Source organism: Janthinobacterium sp. 1_2014MBL_MicDiv, assembly GCF_001865675.1.
Classification (GTDB): Bacteria; Pseudomonadota; Gammaproteobacteria; order Burkholderiales; family Burkholderiaceae_D; genus Janthinobacterium.
Genome location: NZ_CP011319.1, coordinates 1582389 through 1603930 on the forward strand (window position 1 = coordinate 1582389; position 21542 = coordinate 1603930).

At 62.2% G+C, this 21542-nt stretch carries 21 protein-coding genes; 18 read left to right on the forward strand and 3 right to left on the reverse strand.

Annotated features, from left to right (window positions below; genetic code table 11):
• Position 1: 1 nt before the first annotated feature.
• Together YQ44_RS07025 and YQ44_RS07030 are read right to left on the reverse strand one after the other, a co-directional pair.
• Entirely contained in the window at positions 2–406 is a 405-nt protein-coding gene (locus YQ44_RS07025) for a DUF3619 family protein (RefSeq protein ID WP_071322769.1), read from the reverse strand.
• Positions 403–972, reverse strand: a complete 570-nt coding sequence (locus YQ44_RS07030) for an RNA polymerase sigma factor (RefSeq protein WP_071322770.1) — start codon at positions 970–972, stop codon at positions 403–405. The genes YQ44_RS07025 and YQ44_RS07030 overlap by 4 nt, the downstream gene beginning before the upstream one ends.
• A 497-nt stretch (positions 973–1469) precedes the next feature.
• Here YQ44_RS07030 and YQ44_RS07035 point away from each other — a divergent pair, with 497 nt between their 5' ends.
• The 9 genes from YQ44_RS07035 (at position 1470) to YQ44_RS07075 (ending at position 11900) form a co-directional block, all read left to right on the forward strand.
• Complete coding sequence (locus tag YQ44_RS07035; protein WP_083411684.1) at positions 1470–3221, forward strand: acetolactate synthase 3 catalytic subunit; 1752 nt, start codon at positions 1470–1472, stop codon at positions 3219–3221.
• Between the two features lie 2 nt (positions 3222–3223).
• Positions 3224–3715: an acetolactate synthase small subunit gene (gene ilvN / locus YQ44_RS07040; protein ID WP_071076341.1), complete on the forward strand. Its 492-nt coding sequence runs from the start codon at positions 3224–3226 to the stop codon at positions 3713–3715.
• A 71-nt stretch (positions 3716–3786) separates the two neighbouring features.
• Complete coding sequence (gene ilvC / locus YQ44_RS07045; protein WP_034750044.1) at positions 3787–4803, forward strand: ketol-acid reductoisomerase; 1017 nt, start codon at positions 3787–3789, stop codon at positions 4801–4803.
• 317 nt (positions 4804–5120) lie between these two features.
• Positions 5121–5942: an alpha/beta fold hydrolase gene (locus tag YQ44_RS07050; protein WP_083412110.1), complete on the forward strand. Its 822-nt coding sequence runs from the start codon at positions 5121–5123 to the stop codon at positions 5940–5942.
• A 225-nt stretch (positions 5943–6167) separates the two neighbouring features.
• Positions 6168–7406 (forward strand): MFS transporter, encoded by a 1239-nt coding sequence (locus YQ44_RS07055; protein ID WP_071322771.1) that lies wholly within the window; start codon positions 6168–6170, stop codon positions 7404–7406.
• A 207-nt stretch (positions 7407–7613) separates the two neighbouring features.
• Complete coding sequence (locus YQ44_RS07060) at positions 7614–8369, forward strand: SIMPL domain-containing protein (protein WP_071322772.1); 756 nt, start codon at positions 7614–7616, stop codon at positions 8367–8369.
• A gap of 175 nt (positions 8370–8544) precedes the next feature.
• On the forward strand, positions 8545–9297 hold the full coding sequence (locus YQ44_RS07065) for an SIMPL domain-containing protein (RefSeq protein ID WP_071322773.1): 753 nt from the start codon (positions 8545–8547) through the stop codon (positions 9295–9297).
• Between the two features lie 158 nt (positions 9298–9455).
• Positions 9456–10307, forward strand: a complete 852-nt coding sequence (gene pssA / locus YQ44_RS07070) for a CDP-diacylglycerol--serine O-phosphatidyltransferase (RefSeq protein WP_071322774.1) — start codon at positions 9456–9458, stop codon at positions 10305–10307.
• A gap of 48 nt (positions 10308–10355) precedes the next feature.
• Positions 10356–11900: a 2-isopropylmalate synthase gene (locus tag YQ44_RS07075; protein ID WP_071322775.1), complete on the forward strand. Its 1545-nt coding sequence runs from the start codon at positions 10356–10358 to the stop codon at positions 11898–11900.
• A gap of 18 nt (positions 11901–11918) precedes the next feature.
• On the opposite strand, the gene bamE is transcribed toward YQ44_RS07075, so the two are convergent.
• Positions 11919–12416: an outer membrane protein assembly factor BamE domain-containing protein gene (gene bamE / locus YQ44_RS07080; RefSeq protein WP_071322776.1), complete on the reverse strand. Its 498-nt coding sequence runs from the start codon at positions 12414–12416 to the stop codon at positions 11919–11921.
• A 185-nt stretch (positions 12417–12601) separates the two neighbouring features.
• Between bamE and rpsO the strand changes: the two genes are divergently transcribed.
• The 9 genes from rpsO to YQ44_RS07125 all read left to right on the forward strand — a co-directional run bounded on the left by rpsO (position 12602) and on the right by YQ44_RS07125 (position 21496).
• Positions 12602–12871 carry a 30S ribosomal protein S15 gene (gene rpsO / locus YQ44_RS07085; protein WP_010399743.1) on the forward strand — a complete coding sequence of 90 codons (270 nt, stop codon included), beginning with the start codon at positions 12602–12604 and terminating at the stop codon, positions 12869–12871.
• Between the two features lie 233 nt (positions 12872–13104).
• A complete protein-coding gene (gene pnp, locus YQ44_RS07090; protein WP_071322777.1) occupies positions 13105–15222 on the forward strand; it encodes a polyribonucleotide nucleotidyltransferase in 2118 nt (705 codons plus the stop codon).
• A 222-nt stretch (positions 15223–15444) separates the two neighbouring features.
• The gene (locus tag YQ44_RS07095; protein ID WP_071322778.1) at positions 15445–16140 is read left to right on the forward strand and encodes a hypothetical protein; all 696 of its coding nucleotides are present in this window, start codon (positions 15445–15447) and stop codon (positions 16138–16140) included.
• Positions 16141–16149: 9 nt separating this feature from the next.
• Complete coding sequence (locus YQ44_RS07100; RefSeq protein ID WP_071322779.1) at positions 16150–16446, forward strand: hypothetical protein; 297 nt, start codon at positions 16150–16152, stop codon at positions 16444–16446.
• 120 nt (positions 16447–16566) lie between these two features.
• A complete protein-coding gene (locus YQ44_RS07105; protein ID WP_071322780.1) occupies positions 16567–18513 on the forward strand; it encodes a methyl-accepting chemotaxis protein in 1947 nt (648 codons plus the stop codon).
• Positions 18514–18664: 151 nt separating this feature from the next.
• On the forward strand, positions 18665–18874 hold the full coding sequence (locus YQ44_RS07110; protein WP_071322781.1) for a hypothetical protein: 210 nt from the start codon (positions 18665–18667) through the stop codon (positions 18872–18874).
• A gap of 123 nt (positions 18875–18997) precedes the next feature.
• Complete coding sequence (locus YQ44_RS07115; protein WP_071326313.1) at positions 18998–19759, forward strand: GIN domain-containing protein; 762 nt, start codon at positions 18998–19000, stop codon at positions 19757–19759.
• Positions 19760–19823: 64 nt separating this feature from the next.
• Positions 19824–20432, forward strand: a complete 609-nt coding sequence (locus tag YQ44_RS07120; RefSeq protein WP_071322782.1) for a tetratricopeptide repeat protein — start codon at positions 19824–19826, stop codon at positions 20430–20432.
• 83 nt (positions 20433–20515) lie between these two features.
• Positions 20516–21496 carry an NAD(P)H-quinone oxidoreductase gene (locus YQ44_RS07125; RefSeq protein ID WP_071322783.1) on the forward strand — a complete coding sequence of 327 codons (981 nt, stop codon included), beginning with the start codon at positions 20516–20518 and terminating at the stop codon, positions 21494–21496.
• Positions 21497–21542: the final 46 nt, after the last annotated feature.

The window sequence follows — 21542 nt, forward strand, 5'->3', positions numbered from 1 at the left end:
CTTATTGCTCGCGTTTCGTCAGGTAGGCATTGAAGCCATGGTCCATATACGCCGACAGCGGCAATTCGTCCGACAGCACGGCCGCATCGATTTCTGCCAATTCGGCAACATGTTGTTCTTGCTCAAACTGGTAAATGCCGGCCAGGCCGCCGACAAGCAGCAGCAGGGGGATGATGACGCTCATGCGGCCCAGCCAGGACAGCGGCTCGACGAACAGGCTGCTGGCGATGCCGGCGAACACGTTCTGGCGCGCGGTGACGGCGGCGGGCGCGTCCGCCTTCTTGCGCGACAGGGCCAGCTTGCGTGCCGCTGCCAGGCGATCGGTGGCCGATGCGGGCAGGTCGTCGAGTTTTTCGTTCAGTGCATGGCGCACTTTGTAAGCGAAATTGAGATCGTCGGTGTTCATAATTTTATTCCCTTGGCTTTCAGCGATTCGGCGAGCGTGTGGGTAGCTCTAGAGCAATGTGTTTTCACGCTACCTTCGGAGCAACCCATCGCTTCCGCTGTTTCAGCCACATCCATGTCCTGCCAATAACGCATGAGGAAGGCTTCGCGTTGACGTGCGGGCAGTTTTTGTACCTCTGCATCAATCAAATCAAGGATTTGCGCGCGTTCGACCTGGTCGGCCGAGGATTCGGCGGCGCTGGAACCCTGTTCCGATTCATAAGTATCAAGTATATCAAAATCATCATGCTCGTCGCCCGAAGACTTCATGCCGGAAAACAGGCTGACCCAGGTGTTGCGCACCTTTTCGCGGCGGAAATAATCGAGGATGGTGTTTTGCAAGATGCGCTGGAACAGCATCGGCAATTCGGCGGCCGGCTTGTCGCCGTATTTCTCGGCCAGCTTGATCATCGCATCCTGCACGATGTCGAGGGCTGATTCTTCCTTGCGGACCGCGTAGGCGGCCTGCTTGAAAGCGCGCCGCTCGACATTTTCTAGAAAGTCGGATAATTCTTTGTCTGTTGCCATGCGGTATGGGGCGAGCTAGCGGCTACGTGGGCTGTGGGCTGAAGGGAGGCTGGTATGCTTTTTGCAAACTGAGCGCATGCTAGCAAAAAATGTGCGTTTCCGCAGGGTTTTTGCACGTCGTGTGAGCAAAAAGGCAGCGAGGCCGACATTTTCCTTGACCATAATGGTGCAACGCGATAACGTATGGGACGCTTTGAACACCCCAAAGCTCTATGGTCAGGTCGCGACCGGCACACAACGCCATCCGCGGCACGACGCGCTTTCATTTGTAGGCAGTTTGTTCTAACCCGCGCCACAAGCGCGAGCGGTTCGTACAGGCGCCACAGAAACTCCGGCCAAACGAGTTGCGTTAAGCGTTGTTTTGTAAGGTATCTATGGGTGCCCAAAGAAATGTCGTGACCGCATGAAAAGGGAAGCAGGAGCACTGTTGCGTTAGGCGTACCTCGTCAGGAAAGAACATCCGATCAATCTCCAATGGACCTTGAAAGGAATGTTTCATGAATACCGAAGCAACAGGACCTGCAACAGGTTCCGCAACAGGACCGATCACCGGCGCAGAAATTGTCGTGCGCTGTCTGGCTGAAGAGGGCGTCGAGCACGTCTTTGGATATCCGGGCGGAGCCGTACTCTACATCTACGACGCCATCTTCCAGCAAAACAAATTCCAGCATATCCTGGTACGCCACGAGCAGGCCGCGATCCACGCCGCCGATGCCTATTCGCGCAGCTCGAACAAAGTCGGTGTCGCCATCGTCACGTCCGGTCCGGGCGTCACGAATGCCGTCACGGGCCTGTCGACCGCGTACATGGACTCGATTCCGATGGTGGTCATCTCCGGCCAGGTGCCGAGCCACGCCATCGGCCAGGATGCGTTCCAGGAATGCGACACCGTGGGCATCACGCGCCCCGTCGTCAAGCATAACTTCCTCGTCAAGGACGTCAAGGACCTGGCGGCGACGATCAAGAAAGCCTTCTTTATCGCCCGCACCGGCCGTCCCGGCCCCGTGCTGGTCGATATCCCGAAGGATATCAGCATGCACAAATGCCATTTCGACTATCCGAAGGAAGTCGAGATGCGTTCCTACCGTCCCGTCGACAAGGGCCACTCGGGCCAGATCCGCAAGGCCGTGCAACTGCTGCTGCAGGCGGAGCGTCCGATGATCTACACGGGCGGCGGCGTGATCCTGGCGCATGCGGCCCCCGAGCTGAACAAGCTGGTCGACCGCCTGGGTTTCCCTTGCACCAACACCTTGATGGGCCTGGGCGGCTACCGCGCCTCGAGCGAGCAGTATGTCGGCATGCCCGGCATGCACGGCACCTATGAAGCGAACATGGCGATGCAGAACTGCGACGTGCTGATCGCCATCGGCGCCCGTTTCGATGACCGCGTGATCGGCAACCCGAAACACTTCGCCTCGCATCCGCGCAAGATCATCCACGTGGACATCGATCCATCGTCGATTTCCAAGCGCGTGAAGGTCGATATTCCCATCGTCGGCAACGTCAAGGATGTGCTGATCGAATTCCTCGCGCAACTGGACGCGGCCGAAGCCAAGCCGAACGTCAACGCGCTCTCGAACTGGTGGAAGCAGATTGCCGAATGGCGTGGCCGCGAATGCCTGAAATACCCGACGTCCGACCTGGTCATCAAGCCGCAATCGGTGGTCGAGAAAGTCTTCCAGATCACCAAGGGCGATGCCTTCATCACGTCCGACGTGGGCCAGCACCAGATGTGGGCGGCGCAATACTATGGCTTCGACAAGCCGCGTCGCTGGATCAATTCCGGCGGCCTGGGCACCATGGGTGTCGGCTTGCCGTACGCCATGGGCGTGCAGATGGCCAATCCGGACGCCACCGTTGCCTGCATTACCGGCGAGGGGTCGATCCAGATGTGCATCCAGGAACTTGCCACGTGCAAGCAGTATCACCTGACGCCGAAGATCATCATGCTCAACAACCGTTTCCTCGGCATGGTGCGCCAGTGGCAGGAGATCGACTACGGTTCGCGCTATTCCGAGTCGTACATGGATTCGCTGCCCGACTTCGAGAAGCTGGCCGAGGCATATGGCCACGTGGGCATGAAAATTGAAAAACCGGGCGACGTCGACGGCGCCCTGAAAGAGGCGTTTGGCATGAAAGACAGGCTGGTGTTCATGAACTTCATTACCGACCAGTCCGAAAACGTGTGGCCAATGGTGAAAGCCGGCAAGGGCCTGTCCGAAATGATGCTCGGCTCGGAGGATCTCTAATCATGCGCCATATTATTTCTGTCTTGCTGGAAAACGAAGCGGGCGCCCTGTCGCGCGTGGTGGGCCTGTTCTCGGCACGCGGCTACAACATTGAAACGCTGACCGTGGCACCGACCGAAGACTCGACCCTGTCGCGCATGACCATCGTCACCAGCGGCTCGGACGACATCATCGAGCAGATCACCAAGCATTTGAACCGCCTGATCGAGGTGGTGAAGGTGGTCGATCTGACCGAGGGCCAGCATATCGAACGCGAGTTGATGCTGATCAAGGTTCGTGCCGTGGGCAAGGAACGCGAGGAAATGAAGCGCACCGCCGACATCTTCCGCGGCCGCATCATCGACGTCACGGAAAAGACGTACACGATCGAGCTCACCGGCAACAAGGTCAAGCTCGACGCGTTCATCGATTCGATCGACCGCGCCTCGATCCTGGAAACCGTCCGCACGGGCGGCTCCGGCATCGGCCGCGGCGAACGCATCCTCAAAGTATAAAAAATATCAGTTGCAGCAGGCGGCCACGGCCGCACCCCCATACAACGCATCATCAAATTATAGGAAATACCATGAAAGTTTTTTACGACAAAGACGCTGACCTCTCCTTGATCAAAGGCAAAAACGTTGCCATCATCGGCTACGGTTCGCAAGGCCATGCACACGCACAAAACCTGAACGATTCGGGCGTCAACGTCACCGTCGGCCTGCGCAAGGGCGGCGCTTCGTGGACCAAGGTCGAGCAGGCCGGTCTGAAAGTGGCCGAAGTGAACGACGCCGTGAAAGCGGCCGACGTCATCATGATCTTGCTGCCGGATGAAAACATCGCCCAGGTCTACAACGAAAACATCGCGCCGTTCGCCAAGCAGGGCGCCGTGCTGGCCTTCGCCCACGGCTTCAACGTGCATTACGGCCAAGTCGTGCCGCGCGCCGACCTGGACGTCATCATGGTCGCACCGAAAGCGCCAGGCCACACCGTGCGCGCCACCTACACCCAGGGTGGCGGCGTGCCGCACCTGATCGCCGTGTACCAGGACAAATCGGGCATCGCCCGTGATATCGCCCTGTCGTACGCTTCGGCCAACGGCGGCGGCCGTGCCGGCATCATCGAAACGAATTTCCGTGAAGAAACCGAAACCGACTTGTTCGGCGAACAGGCCGTGCTGTGCGGCGGCGCCGTCGAGCTGATCAAGGCCGGCTTCGAAACCCTGACGGAAGCTGGTTATGCGCCGGAAATGGCTTACTTCGAGTGCTTGCACGAGCTGAAGCTGATCGTCGACCTGATCTATGAAGGCGGCATCGCCAACATGAACTACTCGATCTCGAACAATGCCGAATACGGCGAATACGTGACCGGTCCGAAAGTCGTGACGTCGGCCACCAAGGATGCGATGCGTCAATGCCTGAAAGACATTCAAACGGGCGAATACGCGAAGAGCTTCATCCTGGAAAACAAGGCGGGCGCACCGACCCTGATTTCGCGCCGTCGTTTGACGTCCGAGCACCAGATCGAAGAAGTGGGCGCGAAACTGCGCGCCATGATGCCTTGGATCGCGAAGAACAAGATGGTCGACCAGTCGAAAAACTAAGCAAATTTCCTGATTCACCATGAAAAGCCGGCGCAAGCCGGCTTTTTTTTCGTCAGCAATGGCGGATGCTTCCGGCCTGCCGCGCATTGATGCATATTGGATTGTTATAAATACTGCGCGGTAGCGCCGCCTGCCGGTGTTACCCTGATTGCTGCCGGTTTCGGCATCATCTTGATCAGGAGGCGCACGTGTACACGATAGCCCTGGCTTCGCTCCCAACCCGTCTGTTGGGCCTGTTTCTGAGCACCGTTCTGACAGTATTTTCCAGCGCCGGCGTCCAGGCGGCCGTGCCCGCCTATCCGGGCAGCTTCAAGACCATGGACATCGCCACCGCCGACGGCACGATCCACGTGCGCGTGGGCGGCACCGGCCCGGCCGTGCTGTTGCTGCACGGCTTTGGCGACACGGGCGACATGTGGGCGCCGCTGGCGGCGGCCCTAGCCCGCACGCACACGGTGGTGGCCCCCGATCTGCGCGGCATGGGCCTGTCCTCGCGTCCGGCCGGCGGCTACGACAAGCGCACGCAGGCGGCCGACATGCGCGCCGTGCTCGACAAGCTGGGCATCGACCGCGCCGACGTGGTCGGCCACGATATCGGCACGATGGTGGCCTACGCGTATGCGGCCCGCTATCCGGACAAGACGCGCCGGCTGGTGGTGATGGATGCGCCCGTGCCCGGCATTCCGCCATGGGAACAGATCGTGCGCAGCCCGCAGCTGTGGCACTTCTCGTTTGGCGGTCCTGACGCCGAGCGCCTGGTGGCGGGGCGCGAGCGCATCTACCTGGACCGCTTCTGGAATGAGTTCGCCGGCACGCCTTCCCGGATCGACGAAGAAACGCGGCGCCATTACGCCAAGCTGTACGCGCGCAAGGGCGCCATGCATGCGGCCTTCGCGCAATTTCTGGCGATACCGCAAGATGCCGAAGACAATCTGCGCTCGATGGCGACCAAGCTGACCATGCCCGTGCTGGCGATCGGCGGCGCCAAGTCCTTCGGCGCCAACGAGGCCGTCGTCATGCGCAATGCCGCCACCAACGTCACGGAGCTGGTGGTACCCGATGCGGGACACTGGCTGATGGAAGAGCAGCCCGCCGCGACGGTGGACGCCATCCAGGCTTTCCTGCGCCGAGAGCAATAAGACCGGACTTGCGGCAGCGGATGGCATGGAGGAAAACAGGTTTTCTTGCGGGAACCTGTTTTTTTTCTTGCGCGCACGCAATGTGACGCTCTCCTATACAATACCGCCCTTCCTTTGCAGCGGCATTCGCCGCCGCATCTGTTTCGGTTTCTGCCGACCGCAACGCGCATCACGCTTTTCGTACCACGCCGGGCGCCCATCGCCTGCGCAACCAGAAGGACCCATATGACTGACCGTTTTACCGCGACAGTGCCGCCATCCGGTGCCGTTGAATCTGCCATTCCCAATCGCCTTCCCGTGGCCGCCTTGCTGGCCCTGGCCATGACAAGCTTTATCGCCATCCTGACGGAAACCTTGCCGGCCGGCCTGCTGCCGCAGATCGCCGAGGGCCTCGGCATTTCCGAAGTCATGACGGGCCAGCTGGTCACCGTCTACGCCATCGGCTCCATCCTCACGGCCATCCCGCTGACGGCGCTGACCAGCGGCTGGCGCCGGCGCAATGTGCTGTTGCTGGCCATCGTCGGCTTTTTGATCTTTAACACGGTGACGGCCCTGTCGCCGCATTACATTCTGACCCTGGTGTCGCGTTTCCTGGCCGGCATGGCCGCCGGGCTGGCCTGGGGTCTGATGGCCGGCTATGCGCGGCGCATGGTGAGCGTCGAGCAGCAGGGCAGAGCGATGGCGATCGCCATGATCGGCACGCCGCTGGCCCTGTCGCTGGGCGTGCCGCTGGGCACCCTGATGGGTGGCGTGCTGGGCTGGCGCAGCATCTTCGGCATCATGTCGGGCCTGGCCGTGGTGCTGATCGCCTGGGTGTTCGTGGCCGTGCCCGATTATCCGGGGCAAAAGAATGGCGAGCGCCTGTCGATCCGCCAGGTGTTCATGACGCCCGGCGTGCGGCCCATCCTGGCCGTCATCGTCGTGTGGATGCTCGCGCACAATATTTTGTATACGTATATCGCGCCTTTCCTGGCGCCGTCGGGCTTGCGCCCGCGCGTCGACCTGGTGCTGCTCGTGTATGGCGTGGGATCCCTGGCCGGCATCTGGCTGATCAGCCAGTTGATCGACCGCTGGTTGCGCAAGCTCGTGCTGGGCAGCATCGCCGCCTTTGCCCTGGTGGTGATCGCGCTGGGACTGGCGATGGATTCGCCGGCCGTCATCTATCTCAGCATGGCCATCTGGGGCATCACCTTCGGCGGCGCCGGCACCCTGCTGCAGACGGCGTCGGCGGACGCGGCCGGCGACGGCATGGACGTGGCGCAGGCGATGGTGGCGACCATCTGGAACGTGGCCATCGCGGGCGGCGGCCTGGCGGGCGGCATGTTGCTGGACGGCTATGGCGCGGCCTCGTTCCCATGGGCCATGCTGGCCTTGCTGTTGGCGGCGCTGGCCATCGCCTGGCGCGCCCGCCGCTACAGTTTCAAGCCGGGCCGGCGCAGCGGCGGCGTTGTGGCGGGACATTGATATCAATGTTATATAAAATAACGTTGTTATTAAAATGTGAGCAGATGTGACTGCCCGGCACATTTTGTGACGATTTGTTAATTTGCGCCACAGGAATGGTTGGGGCGTTAGAATGTACTGAGTTTGACAAGTTTCTCAAGGGGAATGCAGCCGATCACAGTGCCGCATCCCTTTTTGTCAGCCACTGTAACCAACTAGGAGTCCCCCATGACCGTGATGAAATCCGTACTTGTTGCCGCCGCAGCCACCGTTGCCCTGAGCGCGCAAGCCCAATCCCTGCCAACTTCCGGCACCCTGGTGGTCGTACCCGCGTTTGGCGAAGTCAAACATGTCAATGACCAGGTGGTCGCTACCCTGGCCGTCGAAGAGCAGGACAAGGACAAGGCTGCCGCCGCCTCGCGCGTCAACCAGAAGATGAACAAGGGTATCGCCATCGTCAAGCAGGCCGACCCATCGGCGGCACTGAAATCGTATGGCTACTATACGTATCCCGTGTATCCGGAAGAGCGTCCGCTGCCGGCCGGCGCCGTGGCCAAGCCACGTTTGCCTACGGCCTGGCGCGTGGGCCAGTACCTGGAAGTGACGACGGCCAATCTGGCTGGCCTGCCAAAGACCGTGTCGGCGGCGCAAGGCGTGCTGACCCTGAACGGCTTGAATTTCGGCCTGAAGCCGGAAACCATCCGCCTGCTGGATGACCAGCGCATCGCCGCCACGTACAAGAACCTGAACGAGCGCGTGGCCGCCATCGCGAAAGCCATGGGCCGCAACGTGTCCGACGCCGTGCTCGATACGGTGGACTTCGAAGGTTCGGGCAATTACGCTGGCGAAAGCCGTCCTGCCGCCGCGCCGATGATGATGCGCAGCGCCAAGATGGCCGACGACAGCGCCGTCGCCGAACCGAGCTTCGAGCCGGGCGAAACCACGCTCGACATGCGTGTCGTCGGCAAGGTGAAATTCAAGTAAGCGATGCGATCCCTCCCGCGCGCCGCACCCTGCGGCCGCGGCAGTGCGGAAGAGCTTGTGGTCCTTGCGACAGAGCAATCTTTTCCGCGCTAGAATATCTTGGTAAAAAGCCATGGGCTTGCCGGTTCAAGCGAACCGACCCATGCGTCTCGTAAAAATTCCCTAGGAGAAATAAATGACCGTCATGAAATCGATGCTGGCTGCGGCCGTCGCTACCGTTGCCCTGTCCGCCCAGGCGCAAAGCCTGCCTACCTCCGGCACGCTGGTGGTGGTGCCCGCGAATGGCGAAGTGGTGCATGCGAACGACCAGGTGACCGTCACCCTGGCCATCGAAGAGCAGGACAAGGACAAGGCCGCCGCCGCCTCGCGCGTGAACCAGAAGATGAACCAGGGCGTGGCCATCGTCAAGAAAGCCGATCCGCAAGCCGTGCTGAAGACCCAGGGCTATTACACGTATGCCGTGTACCCGGAAACGGCGCCATTGCCGCCAGGCAGCGTTGCCAAGCCCAAGGTGCCGACGGGCTGGAGAGTGGGGCAATACCTGCAGGTAACGACGACGAACCTGGCCGCCCTGCCGAAAACCGTGTCCGCGGCGCAAGGCGTGCTGACCCTGAATCGCCTGAACTTCGGCCTGGCGCCCGCCACCGTGCGCAAGCTCGATGACCAGCGCATCGCCGCCGCCTATGCCAACCTGCAGCAGCGCGTGGCGGGCATCGCCGGCGCCATGGGCCGCAACGTCAATGACGCCGTGATCGATACCATCGATTTCGAAGGTTCGGGCAATTACACGCAACGCGTCAACGTGGCCGGTGCGCGCAACATGAGCGCCGATGCCATGCATTACAGCGAGCAAGTGGCCGAACCGAGCTTCGAACCGGGCGAAACGACCCTGAACATGGGGCTGGTGGCCAAGGTCAAGTTCAAATAAGGCTTGATTCGGGATCAATATTGCCAGCTTGACGCCGCCGCGCTTTTCTTTGGCGGCGGCTCCTCTATAATGGCAAGATCGGCGCGCGCATGGTGTAATGGCCGTGCGCCCGTCATTCTGGCACCGAATCCCCGGCAGTACACAAGATATGGAACAACATGGCAAACTTCCCCCGTCGTAGAGGCAAGAACGGCACACCCGCAGTCTCCAAAGCGTCCCGCTTCAGCAAATTCGCGCGCCAGCCGGCCGCCGATGGCACAGGCAAGAAAACCTTGCGCCGCCGCGGCATCTACCTGTTGCCGAACGCCTTCACGACGGCAGCCCTGTTCTGCGGCTTCTACGCCATCGTCATGGCCATGAACCAGAAATTCGAACACGCGGCCTGGGCCATCTTCATCGCCATGATCCTCGACGGCCTCGATGGCCGCATCGCGCGCCTGACGAATACGCAGAGCGAATTTGGCGCCCAGTACGACAGCCTGTCCGACATGGTCTCGTTCGGCGCCGCGCCGGCGCTGGTGATCTACGAATGGTCGCTGCGCGGCATGGGCAAACTGGGCTGGCTGGCCGCCTTCGTGTATTGCGCCGGCGCCGCCTTGCGCCTGGCCCGCTTCAACACGAATATCCAGGTGGTCGACAAGCGCTTCTTCCAGGGCTTGCCCAGCCCGGCGGCGGCGGCCATGGTGGCCGGTTTCATCCTGCTCATGAACGACCTCGAATTCGCCGGCAACCAGCTGGCCTGGGTATCGTGGACCATCGCCCTGTTCGCGGGCCTGACCATGGTCACCAACGTGCCGTTCTACAGCTTCAAGGATGTCAATTTCCGCAAGTCCGTGCCCTTCATCGTGGTGTTCTTGCTGGCATTGTTCTTTGCGCTCATTTCCATCGATCCGCCGAAAGTGCTGTTCCCGATTTTCGTTGCCTATGGCTTGTCCGGCTACGCCGTATTCTTCTGGCGCATGGCGAAGGGCAAGCCCGTCAGCATCATCCAGACCGACCCGGAGCACTGATACGGCCGTGGGTCGGTAGCCACTTCTTTCCCTCAGCGAGGAGCAGCCATGAGCACCAGCAACCGACTCATCATCTTTGACACCACCTTGCGCGACGGCGAACAATCGCCGGGCGCCTCCATGACGCGCGAGGAAAAGCTGCGCATCGCCAAGCAGCTCGAACGCATGAAGGTCGACGTGATCGAAGCAGGCTTCGCCGCTGCCTCGCAGGGCGATTTCGAGTCGATACGGGCGATTGCCGGCGCCGTGCGCGAGTCCACCATCTGCTCGTTGTCGCGCGCGAACGACCGCGACATCGCCCGCGCCGCCGAAGCGCTGGCCCCCGCCGAGCGCAAGCGCATCCACACCTTCATCGCCACCTCGCCGCTGCACATGCAGATGAAGCTGCGCATGACGCCCGAGCAAGTGCTGCTGCAGGCGCAAAATGCCGTGCGCTACGCGCGCCAGTTCACGGACGATATCGAATTCAGTCCCGAAGACGGCAGCCGCTCGGACGAGGATTTCCTCTGCAAGGTGCTCGAAGCCGTGATCGCCGAGGGCGCCACCACCATCAACTTCCCCGATACGGTGGGCTACGCCGTGCCGGAAATCTTCGGCAATACCATCAAGCGCTTGCGCGAACGCATCCCGAATTCCGATAAGGCCGTCTGGTCTGTCCATTGTCATAACGACCTCGGCCTGGCCGTGGCCAATTCGCTGGCCGGCGCCATGATAGGCGGCGCGCGCCAGATCGAATGCACGATCAATGGCCTGGGCGAGCGGGCCGGCAATACGGCGCTGGAAGAGGTGGTGATGGCGCTGCGCACGCGCGCCGCCTATTACAACTTGACGGTGGGCATCGACACGACGCAGATCGTCGCCGCGTCAAAAATGGTGTCGCAGATCACGGGCTTTGCCGTGCAGCCGAACAAGGCCGTCGTCGGCGCGAATGCCTTCGCCCACGCATCCGGCATCCACCAGGATGGCATCCTGAAGGCGCGCGAAACGTATGAAATCATGCGCGCCGAAGACGTGGGCTGGACGGCCAACAAGATCGTCCTCGGTAAATTATCGGGCCGCAATGCCTTCAAGCAGCGCCTGCACGAGCTGGGCATCGCCCTGGAATCGGAAGCGGAAGTCAATGCGGCCTTCCTTCGCTTCAAGGAGCTGGCCGACCGCAAATCCGAGATTTTCGACGAAGACATCATGGCCCTCGTCAGCGAGGAGCAGCAGGCGCAGGAGAGTGAGCACTACCGTTTTATTTCCTTGACGCAGCAATCGACGACGGGCGCCGTGCCGCAGGCGCGCGTGGAATTCCTCGTCGGCGGCGAACAGCGCTGCTGCGAGGGCAGGGGCGACGGGCCTGTCGACGCCACCGTCAACGCCATCGAAAGCGCGGCCGCCAGCGGCGCCGAGCTGGTCTTGTTCTCCGTCAATGCCATCAGCACGGGCACGCAGTCGCAGGGCGAAGTGACGATGCGATTGTCCCGCGACGGGCGCATCGTCAATGGCGTGGGCGCCGACCCCGACATCATCGTCGCCTCGGCCAAGGCGTATTTGTCGGCCTTGAACAAGCTGCATGCGAAGGATGAGCGCATCGATCCCCAGCCGTAAGAGGGGCGCTGGCAAGCGTCACCAGAAGAAGCGCCGCTCTTCCTTGGCCGGATCCGGGCCGTTCATCATCATGCGCACGATGCCGTCGTGGTCGAAATGCACGTGCATCATGGAATCCCACACGCCCGATTCCTTGTAGCGGTAAGACCAGACGTGCAGTTTCGGCAGCGACAGATACGATGTTTCCGTCGGGCGGCCGAGGATGTGCAGCACGTCTTGCTGCGTCGACACGCCCACCTTGATGCGGACGAAGCCCGGCGTGTCGAGAACTTGCTCGTAAGAAATGAGCTTGTCGTCGGGGCCGAAGCGGGCCATATACGTGTATTGGCCGTACGGACCCGTGGCGTATTCGAGTTCCGCGCCCGTGGGCAGCTGGTAGATGGCTGTCGGCCGGCCCAGGCGGGCCTCGACGGCGGCGCGCGGCTCGCCCGGCTGCGGCGGCGGGACGTTCCAGCTGGCGCAGCCGGCCAGCGCGGCAAACAGTAGCGGTGTTGCTAATTTGAGCAGTTTTTTCATGGTCGCGCTCCTGAAATGCAGGAAAACCCTATGATGCACCGAGAAAAGCGCGCACGGCAGGATACAGGCGGGCATTTTTCCGATATACTTGCGCGTCTGGTTGGCAGCATAGGCCAGTATTTTAATAATCGTAGTTCACGGTGGATAGGGTTCAGACTCTGTGCACCGCATGTGAAAGGTTTATCATGACAGTAGAAAACATCAACAAAGCCGCTATCATCGCGGACAACGCACGTGGTCAAAACGACACCGGCTCCCCTGAAGTGCAAGTTGCACTGCTGACGGCTCGCATCAACGAACTGAACGGCCACTTCAAAGCCCACTCGAAAGATCACCACTCCCGCCGCGGCCTGATCATGATGGTCAACCGTCGTAAGAGCCTGTTGTCCTACCTGAAGGCTAAAGACGCTACCCGTTATCGCGACCTGATCGCTAAACTTGGTCTGCGCAAGTAATTTTTGCCGTACAAGGTTTATACAGAAATGCCTGCGCCAGTTCGCTGACGCGGGCATTTTGTCATTTGAATTCCGGATTTATGTCCGTAAGTGAAGTATTCTCTTACCGATATCATGTTTTAGCAGCAATGTAGCAAAGGTGGTAACAAGTAAAGGCAGCATTTTTACGCCGCCTGTGGTGAGGTGAACGACAGCCCCTGAAAATCTGTCGGCAATTAGAAAAGGGATACCCCATGTTTAACAAAGTTACGAAAACCTTCCAGTACGGTCAACATCAAGTGACCCTGGAAACCGGCGAAATCGCACGTCAGGCATCCGGCGCAGTGCTGGTGTCGATCGAAGATACCGTCGTTCTGGCAACGGTGGTGGCACGCAAAGATGCCAAGCCAGGCCAGGATTTCTTCCCTTTGACGGTTGATTATGTTGAAAAAACCTATGCTGCCGGTAAAATCCCGGGCGGTTTTTTCAAGCGCGAAGGCCGTCCTTCCGAAAAAGAAACACTGACATCCCGTCTGATCGACCGTCCTATCCGTCCGCTGTTCCCGGAAGGCTACCTGAATGAAGTGCAAGTCATCATTCACGTGCTGTCGGTCAACCCGGAAATCGATCCGGACATCGCCGCCATGATCGGCGCTTCGGCTGCCCTGTGCGTATCGGGCGTGCCTTTCAACGGTCCTATCGGCGCCGCGCGCGTCGGTTACGCCAACGGCCAGTACATCCTGAACCCAACCGTTCAGCAATTGAAAACGTCGGAAATGGACCTGGTTGTCGCCGGTACCGAAACGGCCGTGCTGATGGTCGAATCGGAAGCGAAACAGTTGTCCGAAGAAATCATGCTGGGCGCCGTGGTCTTCGGCCACGACCAGATGAAAGTCGTCATCGACGCGATTCACGACCTCGTGCGTGACGGCGGCAAGCCGGAAGTGGAATGGGCGCCTGCGCCGAAAAACGAAGCACTGATCGCCCGCGTCGCGCATTTCGCCAACGCCAAGATCAACGATGCATATCAAACCAAGGACAAGCAGGAGCGCACGGCCAAGCTGAAAGCGGCGACGTCGGAAGTGATCGCCGACCTGAGCGCTGAAGCGGCTGCCGCCGGCGGCGCGTCCATCGACAGCGCCGAAGTGAACAACATCCTGTTCGACATCGAAGCGAAAATCGTGCGTACGCAGATCCTGGACGGCGAGCCACGCATCGACGGCCGCGACACGCGCACCGTGCGTCCGATCTCGATCCGCACCAGCGTGCTGCCACGCACCCACGGTTCGGCCCTGTTCACGCGCGGCGAAACGCAGGCGCTGGTCGTGGCGACGTTGGGCACCGCCCGCGACAGCCAGAAGATCGATGCGCTGATGGGCGAGTTCACCGATTCGTTCATGCTGCATTACAACATGCCTCCGTTCGCCACCGGCGAAACGGGCCGTGTCGGTACGCCCAAGCGCCGCGAAATCGGCCACGGCCGCCTGGCCAAGCGCGCGCTGATCGCCGCCCTGCCAGCAGCTGAAGAGTTCAGCTACTCGGTGCGCCTGGTATCGGAAATCACGGAATCGAACGGTTCCTCGTCGATGGCTTCCGTCTGCGGCGGCTGCCTGGCACTGATGGACGCCGGCGTGCCGATGAAAGAACACGTGGCCGGTATCGCCATGGGCCTGATCAAGGAAGGCGGCAAGTTTGCCGTGCTGTCCGACATCCTGGGCGACGAAGATCACCTGGGCGACATGGACTTCAAGGTAGCCGGTACCCGCAACGGTATCACGGCGCTGCAGATGGACATCAAGATCATGGGCATCACCAAGGAAATCATGCAAGTGGCACTGGCGCAAGCCAAGGAAGGCCGCGAGCACATCCTGGGCGAAATGCAAAAAGCCATGCCGCACGTCAAAACCGAACTGTCCGATTTCGCACCGCGTCTGATCACCATCAAGATCAACCCGGAAAAAATCCGTGACGTGATCGGCAAGGGCGGCGCCGTGATCCGCGCGCTGACCGAAGAGACGGGCACCCAGATCGACATCAGCGACGAAGGCGTGGTCACCATCGCTTCCGTTGACGCGCAAGCCGGCCAGGAAGCCAAGCGCCGCATCGAGGAGCTGACCGCTTCCGTCGAAGTGGGCAAGACCTACGAAGGCACCGTGCTGAAACTGCTGGACTTCGGCGCCATCGTGCAAGTCATGCCAGGCAAGGATGGCTTGCTGCACATCAGCCAGATCGCCAACGAGCGCGTCAACGCCGTGGCCGACTACCTGAAAGAAGGCCAGCTGGTCCGCGTCAAGGTTCTGGAAACGGACGACCGCGGCCGCCTGAAGCTGTCGATGAAAGCTGCTGAAGGCAACGAAGCGCCAGCCGCCTAATGTCGTTCAGCTGTGCCTGAAGGCGGCTCCGGCCGCCTGATCAAAAACCGCCAGTGCGCAAGCCTGGCGGTTTTTTTGCATCTTGTTTGCGCTGCATCGAAGGCGCGCACTGGCCGGCGCGGCTATCCGCGCCGGCCTTGATGCAGCTCGCATTGGCCTGTCTTGCTCCTTGTAGATTCGGTACGGTTCTTTCCCCGTTCGCTACTATCAAGGAGATGCAGCATGCTGAAACCTTACTGGCTGGCCGCCGCGGTCCTGATCGCGCTTGCCCCCGGCGCCTGGGCGCAGGCCGACGACAACCCGACGCCGGTGCCGCTGCCGATCCCGCTGGCGGCCGCCACCCCGGCCATGCCGGCGCAGGACATCGACGCCTTGCGCGCCGTGCATGCGCGCGAAATCAATGACCTCAGCACTTTCAAGACGATGGGCTTGCAGCGCCAGGCCATCGATCCCTACCTGGACAGCGCGGAAGGGCGGCAGTTCCTGCGCGAACTGAGCGCGGCCGACCCGGCGGCGCCGGCGGAAACCATCTATGCGCGGGCGCTCGAGCAGCTCGCTTCCGGCGCCACCGTGCCGACCTTGCAGCCGATGGCGGCCGCCCTCGTGAAAATCGTGCCGCAGGGCCAGAACGTATCGCCGTATTCGCCGTATTTCACCACCAGCGCGCAATTGCAGCTCGCTTCGGGCCGCTGCGCCAGCCTGGCGGACTGCTTCGGCTTGCCCTTGAAGAGCGAAGCACCGCTGTATGATGTGTATCAAATCATGCCCAAGGGCACCGTCAACGTGTTCATCAGCGAAGTGGCGCCGACGCAGGAGCTGGGCGGCCTGGTGCGGCGCAAGGGCGGGGCGCAGCAGTACTTGTTGCCCAACCGAAGCCTGTGGTCGGCGCCCGTGCTGATCGGCACCATCAAGAACTGAGGAGGGAATATGGACCAGTCGCGCTTGCAGGTGCTTGCCGCCGAACTCGATCAATTGCTGGCGCGCCTGGCGCCTGCCGATGCGGAGGTGGAGGCGCTGCGCGCTGCGCTGGCCCCGCTGCTGGCGCAGGCGCTGGCTGGCAGCCTGGCCACGCCGCTCGAGTGGGGAGAGATCCCCGGCGGGCGCTGGTTCAGCGAAGGCGGCTTGCGCCGGTATGCCGACCTCGAACAGGCCTTCGCGCGCTTTCGCATCGCGGCGACGGGCGGCGAGTCGCCGGCCCTGCGCAAGCTTCGCGGCGACATTTGATTGATATATGGTATCAATTGTTGTTTATGGGTAATTGAGAGTCGGTATTGCTTGACGACAAAATCTTATTCCCCGACCATGGCGCATCCTTCCCCTTTCCTCTTTCTTATCGGGTGCACCATGTTGTCCTCTCTTAAGGCGCGGCTGATCGCCATCGCCGTTTCCATCGTCGTGCTGGCCATGCTGGCCGTCGCCATCGCCAATTTCTTTACCACGCGTAGCAGTACGCTGGCCGCGCTCGACACGCAGATGCTGCAGCTGTCGCACAGCCATGCGCAGGCGATCGCCGAATGGCTGCGTTCCAAGCAGGCCGTGGTGGCTTCGCTCAAGCAGGGCGCCACCGCCGCCGATCCGCTGCCGGCCCTGAAGGCGGCCGAGCAGGCCGGCACCTTCGACATGGCGTATATCGGCTTTGCCGACAAGCACGCCGTGTTTTCGCAGGAGCGCCAGCGCGCGGCCGACTACGATCCCACGGCGCGTCCGTGGTACAAGCAGGCGGCCGAGGCCGGCAAGCCCGTCATCACGCCGCCGTATATCGGCGCCAGCACGGGCAAGCTGGTGGTGACATTCGCCGAACCGCTGGGCGGCAAGGGCAGCATGACGGGCGTGCTGGCGGCCGATGTGATGATGGATGCGGTGGTGCAAAACGTCGCCTCGATCAAGCCGACGCCGGCCAGCTACGCCTTCCTCGTCGATGGCGGCGGCAAGATCATCGCCCATCCGGACGGCAAGCTGACCTTGAAGCCGCTGGCCGAACTCGATGCCGGCCTCAGCCCGCAGGCGCTGGGCAGTATTGAGCAGAGCGGCGTGGGCGCCGCCATCCGCCTGGGCGAGCGTGACGGTATCTTGCACGTAAGTAAAGTGCCAGGCAGCGACTGGCTGCTGGCCACCGTGCTGGACCGCGCGGAAGCGACGCAGGCACTGAGCTCCATGCTGCGCGCCTCGGCCATGACGGCCTTGCTGGTGCTGGCCCTGGCCGCCACGGTGCTGAGCGCGCTGGTGGCGCGCGCCTTGCGCCGCCTGGGCCTGGTGCGCGACGCGATGGAAGCGATTGCCACGGGCGACGGCGACTTGACGAGCCGCCTCGATGCGCAAGGCACGGATGAGCTGGCGCAGATCGCCAAGGCGTTCAATCTGTTCGTGGAAAAGATCGCCAGCGTGCTGGTGCAGATCCGCAGCATCAGCACCCTGGTGCGCAGCGAGTCGGCCGATATTGCCGCCGGCAACGCCGACCTGTCGTCGCGCACGGAGGCGCAGGCGGGCGCGCTGGAAGAGACGGCCAGTTCGATGGATGAGCTGACCTCGACCGTGAAGCAAAATGCGGAAAACGCGCATGCGGCCAATGAGCTGGCCGTGTCCGCCTCCGAAGTGGCGGCCAAGGGCGGCCGCGTGGTGCAGCAGGTGGTGGGCACCATGGCCGGCATCCAGGAAAGCTCGCGCAAGATCGTCGACATCATCGGCGTGATCGACGGCATCGCCTTCCAGACGAATATCCTGGCCCTGAACGCGGCCGTCGAGGCGGCGCGCGCGGGCGAGCAGGGCCGGGGCTTTGCCGTGGTGGCGTCCGAGGTGCGCAACCTGGCGCAGCGTTCGGCTGGTGCTGCCAAGGAAATCAAGGAGCTGATCGGCGACTCGGTGGAGAAAGTGGGCGCCGGCGGCAGGCTCGTCGATGAGGCGGGCCAGACCATGGACCAGGTGGTGGCCTCGGTGCAGCAATTGACTGCCATCATGAGCGAGATCACGGTGGCCAGCCGCGAACAGAGCGCCGGCATCGGCGAGATCAACACGGCCGTCACGCACATGGATACCATGACGCAGCAAAACGCGGCCCTCGTCGAGCAGGCGGCGGCCGCCGCGGAAAGCTTGCAGGAGCAGGCCGTGGACCTGGCGCAGGCCGTCGGCATGTTCCGTCTCGGCGATGCCGGTGCCGGCGCGGCGCCAGCCCCCGTGGCGCGCCTGAAGGCGAAGCCGGCCGCGCCGGCGCCGCGCGCGCCGGCCCGCGCGCTGCCGCCGGCCAGGGCGGCCAAGGCCGCCAAGTCCGGCGCCGACGAGTGGGAAGAATTTTAAGCGCTCGGCTGGAAACAGACGTTTATCCGCGTTTTTGTCAGGCCAGCCTGCCAAAAGCGCAGTTCGTCGCAATCGGCGTGCCGGCCGGGGGCGGTATGGCTATAGTCACACCATACCGCAAGCCCACTGCCAGACACCCGAGGAGAACAACATGAACATCGCTAACAACATGGAAGTCATCGCCGTTGCCGCCGCCATCCTGCTCGGCGCCAGCTGCTACGCCGTCGCCCCTGCCGCGCCGGCCCTGCAAGTGGCCAGCTCCAGCCACGTCAGCGCCGCCCCGGCCGGCCAGGTCGCCATGCACGTGGTGCAGGTGAAAGCCAAGCGCCTGAGCGCCGCGGAAAAAGCCCGTTTTGCATAAGAGCACCTGTTAAAGTCATTGTCAGCCATTTTTCACGCTGCTACAGTGGCACGGCATGAGGCCATGCAGGCGCCCCCGGCGGGCGCCATGACAGATAAAAACAAGATACCGAGGATGCATTACATGAAAAAGACACTGCAACTGGCGCTGCTGTTCCTGGCAACACTGGGTCTGGTGCGCGGCGTGGCCGCCGAGACCCGCTTGCTGGAAATGCGCACCGTCGATGCCCGCGTGGTACGCGTGAAACTCGATGGCGTGATGGAAGTGCGCATTCGCCAGGGCAATGTGCCCTCGCTGAGCATCACGGCCGACAAGCGCTATATCGCCGACATCAGCACGGCGCAAAGCGGCGACACCCTGCATATCGAAACGGAAGTGCGCGGCTTCAAGATCAATCCCGCCTCGATACGTGCCGACCTGGTCTTGCCGAACTTGCGCGAACTGAGCTCGGAAGGCTTTGGCAGCACCGACATCACGGGTTTCACGGGCGAGGAACTGACCCTGTCGCTGGAGGGGGCGGGCAGCATCAAGCTGGTGGGCGACTACCGCAAGCTCAATGCCAGCCTCGGCGGCGTGGGCAGCATGCAGCTCTGGATCGGCAACAATGAGCGGGCGGAGCTGGACTTGCAGGGCGCCGGTTCCGTCGTGCTGGGCGGGCGCGGACGCGTGCTGAAGGCCACCCTGGGCGGCCTGGGCAGCCTGAACGCGCAGCAGTTCGAGGCGGATGCCGTCAACCTCGAATTGAGCGGACTGGGCAACGCGACAGTCAATGCGCATACGAATGCCAAGCTGAACCTGAGCGGACTCGGTTCGGTGGTGGTGTACGGCAAGCCGGCCAACCGCGATGTCAGCGTCGAGGGCCTGGGCAAAGTTAGCTGGAAGTGAAAGCATCCTGCCGCAAGTGTTCTTGGCAGGACAAGAGAAAACAGTCAGACCACATCCCATTCCGATGAAAAAACTGATCATTACACTACTCATACTGTGCGCCATACAGCTGCCCGCGCGGGCCGGCTTCAGCGAGGGCGCCAGCGCTTACAACAACAAGAATTACGCGCTGGCCTACAAGGAAATCCTGCCGCTGGCCAGGACCGGCAATGCCGATGCCCAGCATTTGCTGGGCCTGATGTATTACATGGGACGGGGCTTGCCGCAGGATTACAAGCAAGCCATGTTCTGGCACCGCAAGGCGGCCGAGCAGGGCAAGGCCGACGCCCAGTACGTGGTGGGCGCCATGTATTACACGGGCAATGCCGTGCTGCAGGACCACAAGCAGGCCGTGGGCTGGTTCCGCAAGGCGGCCGAGCAAAACCACGCCGAGGCGCAGCAGGTGCTGGGCCTGATGTACCGCTACCACATGGGGGGCGTGCAGCAGGATAACGTCATCGCCTACATGCTGTGGAACCTGGCGGCCGCCAACGGCAATGCCAACGCGGCCGACCAGCGCGCCGCTGTCGTGCGCAAGATGACGCATGAGCAAGTCGAGGAAGGCCAGGCCCTGTCGGCGAAATGGAAGCCGGGCACGCCGCTGCCGCGGCAATCGAAGACGGGCGGCGCGTAAGGGGCGGGGCACATCGAGGGGGCCTCTGCAAGGGCTGGCGGCTTGGCGTACAATCGCCGTTTCCCCTTTCAGAGAGTCCCGCCATGCGTGCAGTTGCCATCAGCCAGCCCGGTCCCGCCGACGTTTTGCAAGTTGCCGAGCGTCCCATGCCCGTGTTCAAGACGGGCGAGCTGCTGATCAAGGTGCACGCGGCCGGCATCAACCGTCCCGACGTGCTGCAGCGCCTGGGAAAATACGCGCCGCCTGCCGGCGCGTCGGACTTGCCGGGCCTGGAAGTGGCGGGTGAAGTCGTCGATGGCGATTTCAGCAGCACCGCATTCAAGAAGGGTGACCTGGTCTGCGCGCTGGTGCAGGGCGGCGGCTATGCCGAATACTGTGCCGCGCCCGCCGGCCAGTGCCTGCCCTTGCCGCAAGGCTTGACGGCGCTGGAAGGCGCGTCCCTGCCGGAAAACTTCTTTACCGTCTGGAGCAATGTCTTCGACCGCTGCGCGCTGGCCGATGGCGAAACGCTGTTGGTGCAGGGCGGCACGTCGGGCATCGGCGTGACGGCCATCCAGCTGGCGGCCGCGCTCGGCCACCGCGTCTTCGCCACGGCGGGCAGCGACGACAAGGCGCGCGCCTGCGAAGCGCTGGGCGCCGAACGTGGCATCAATTACCGCACGGAAGATTTCGTTGCCGTCGTCAAGGAGTTGACCGGTGGCAAGGGCGTCGACGTCATCCTCGACATGGTGGGCGGTGACTACCTGCCGCGCGAAATCGATTGCCTGGCCGACGATGGCCGCATCGGCCTGATTGCCGTGCAGGGCGGCACCAAGGCGGAACTGGACCTGGGTAGCTTGCTGCGCCGCCGCCTGACGGTGACGGGTTCCACCCTGCGTCCCCGTTCGGTCGCCTTCAAGGCGGCCATCGCAAACCACCTGCGCACGACCGTCTGGCCGCTGATCGAGGCGGGCAAGATCAAGCCCGTGATCTATCAAACGTTCCCACTGGAAAAAGCCAACGAGGCGCATGCGCTGATGGAAGCGAGCACGCACGTGGGCAAGATCATGTTGCAAGTTGCCTGAAACGGGCCACTGCCTGTTTGACCGGCATCGGTGCTGGAGTTAGAAT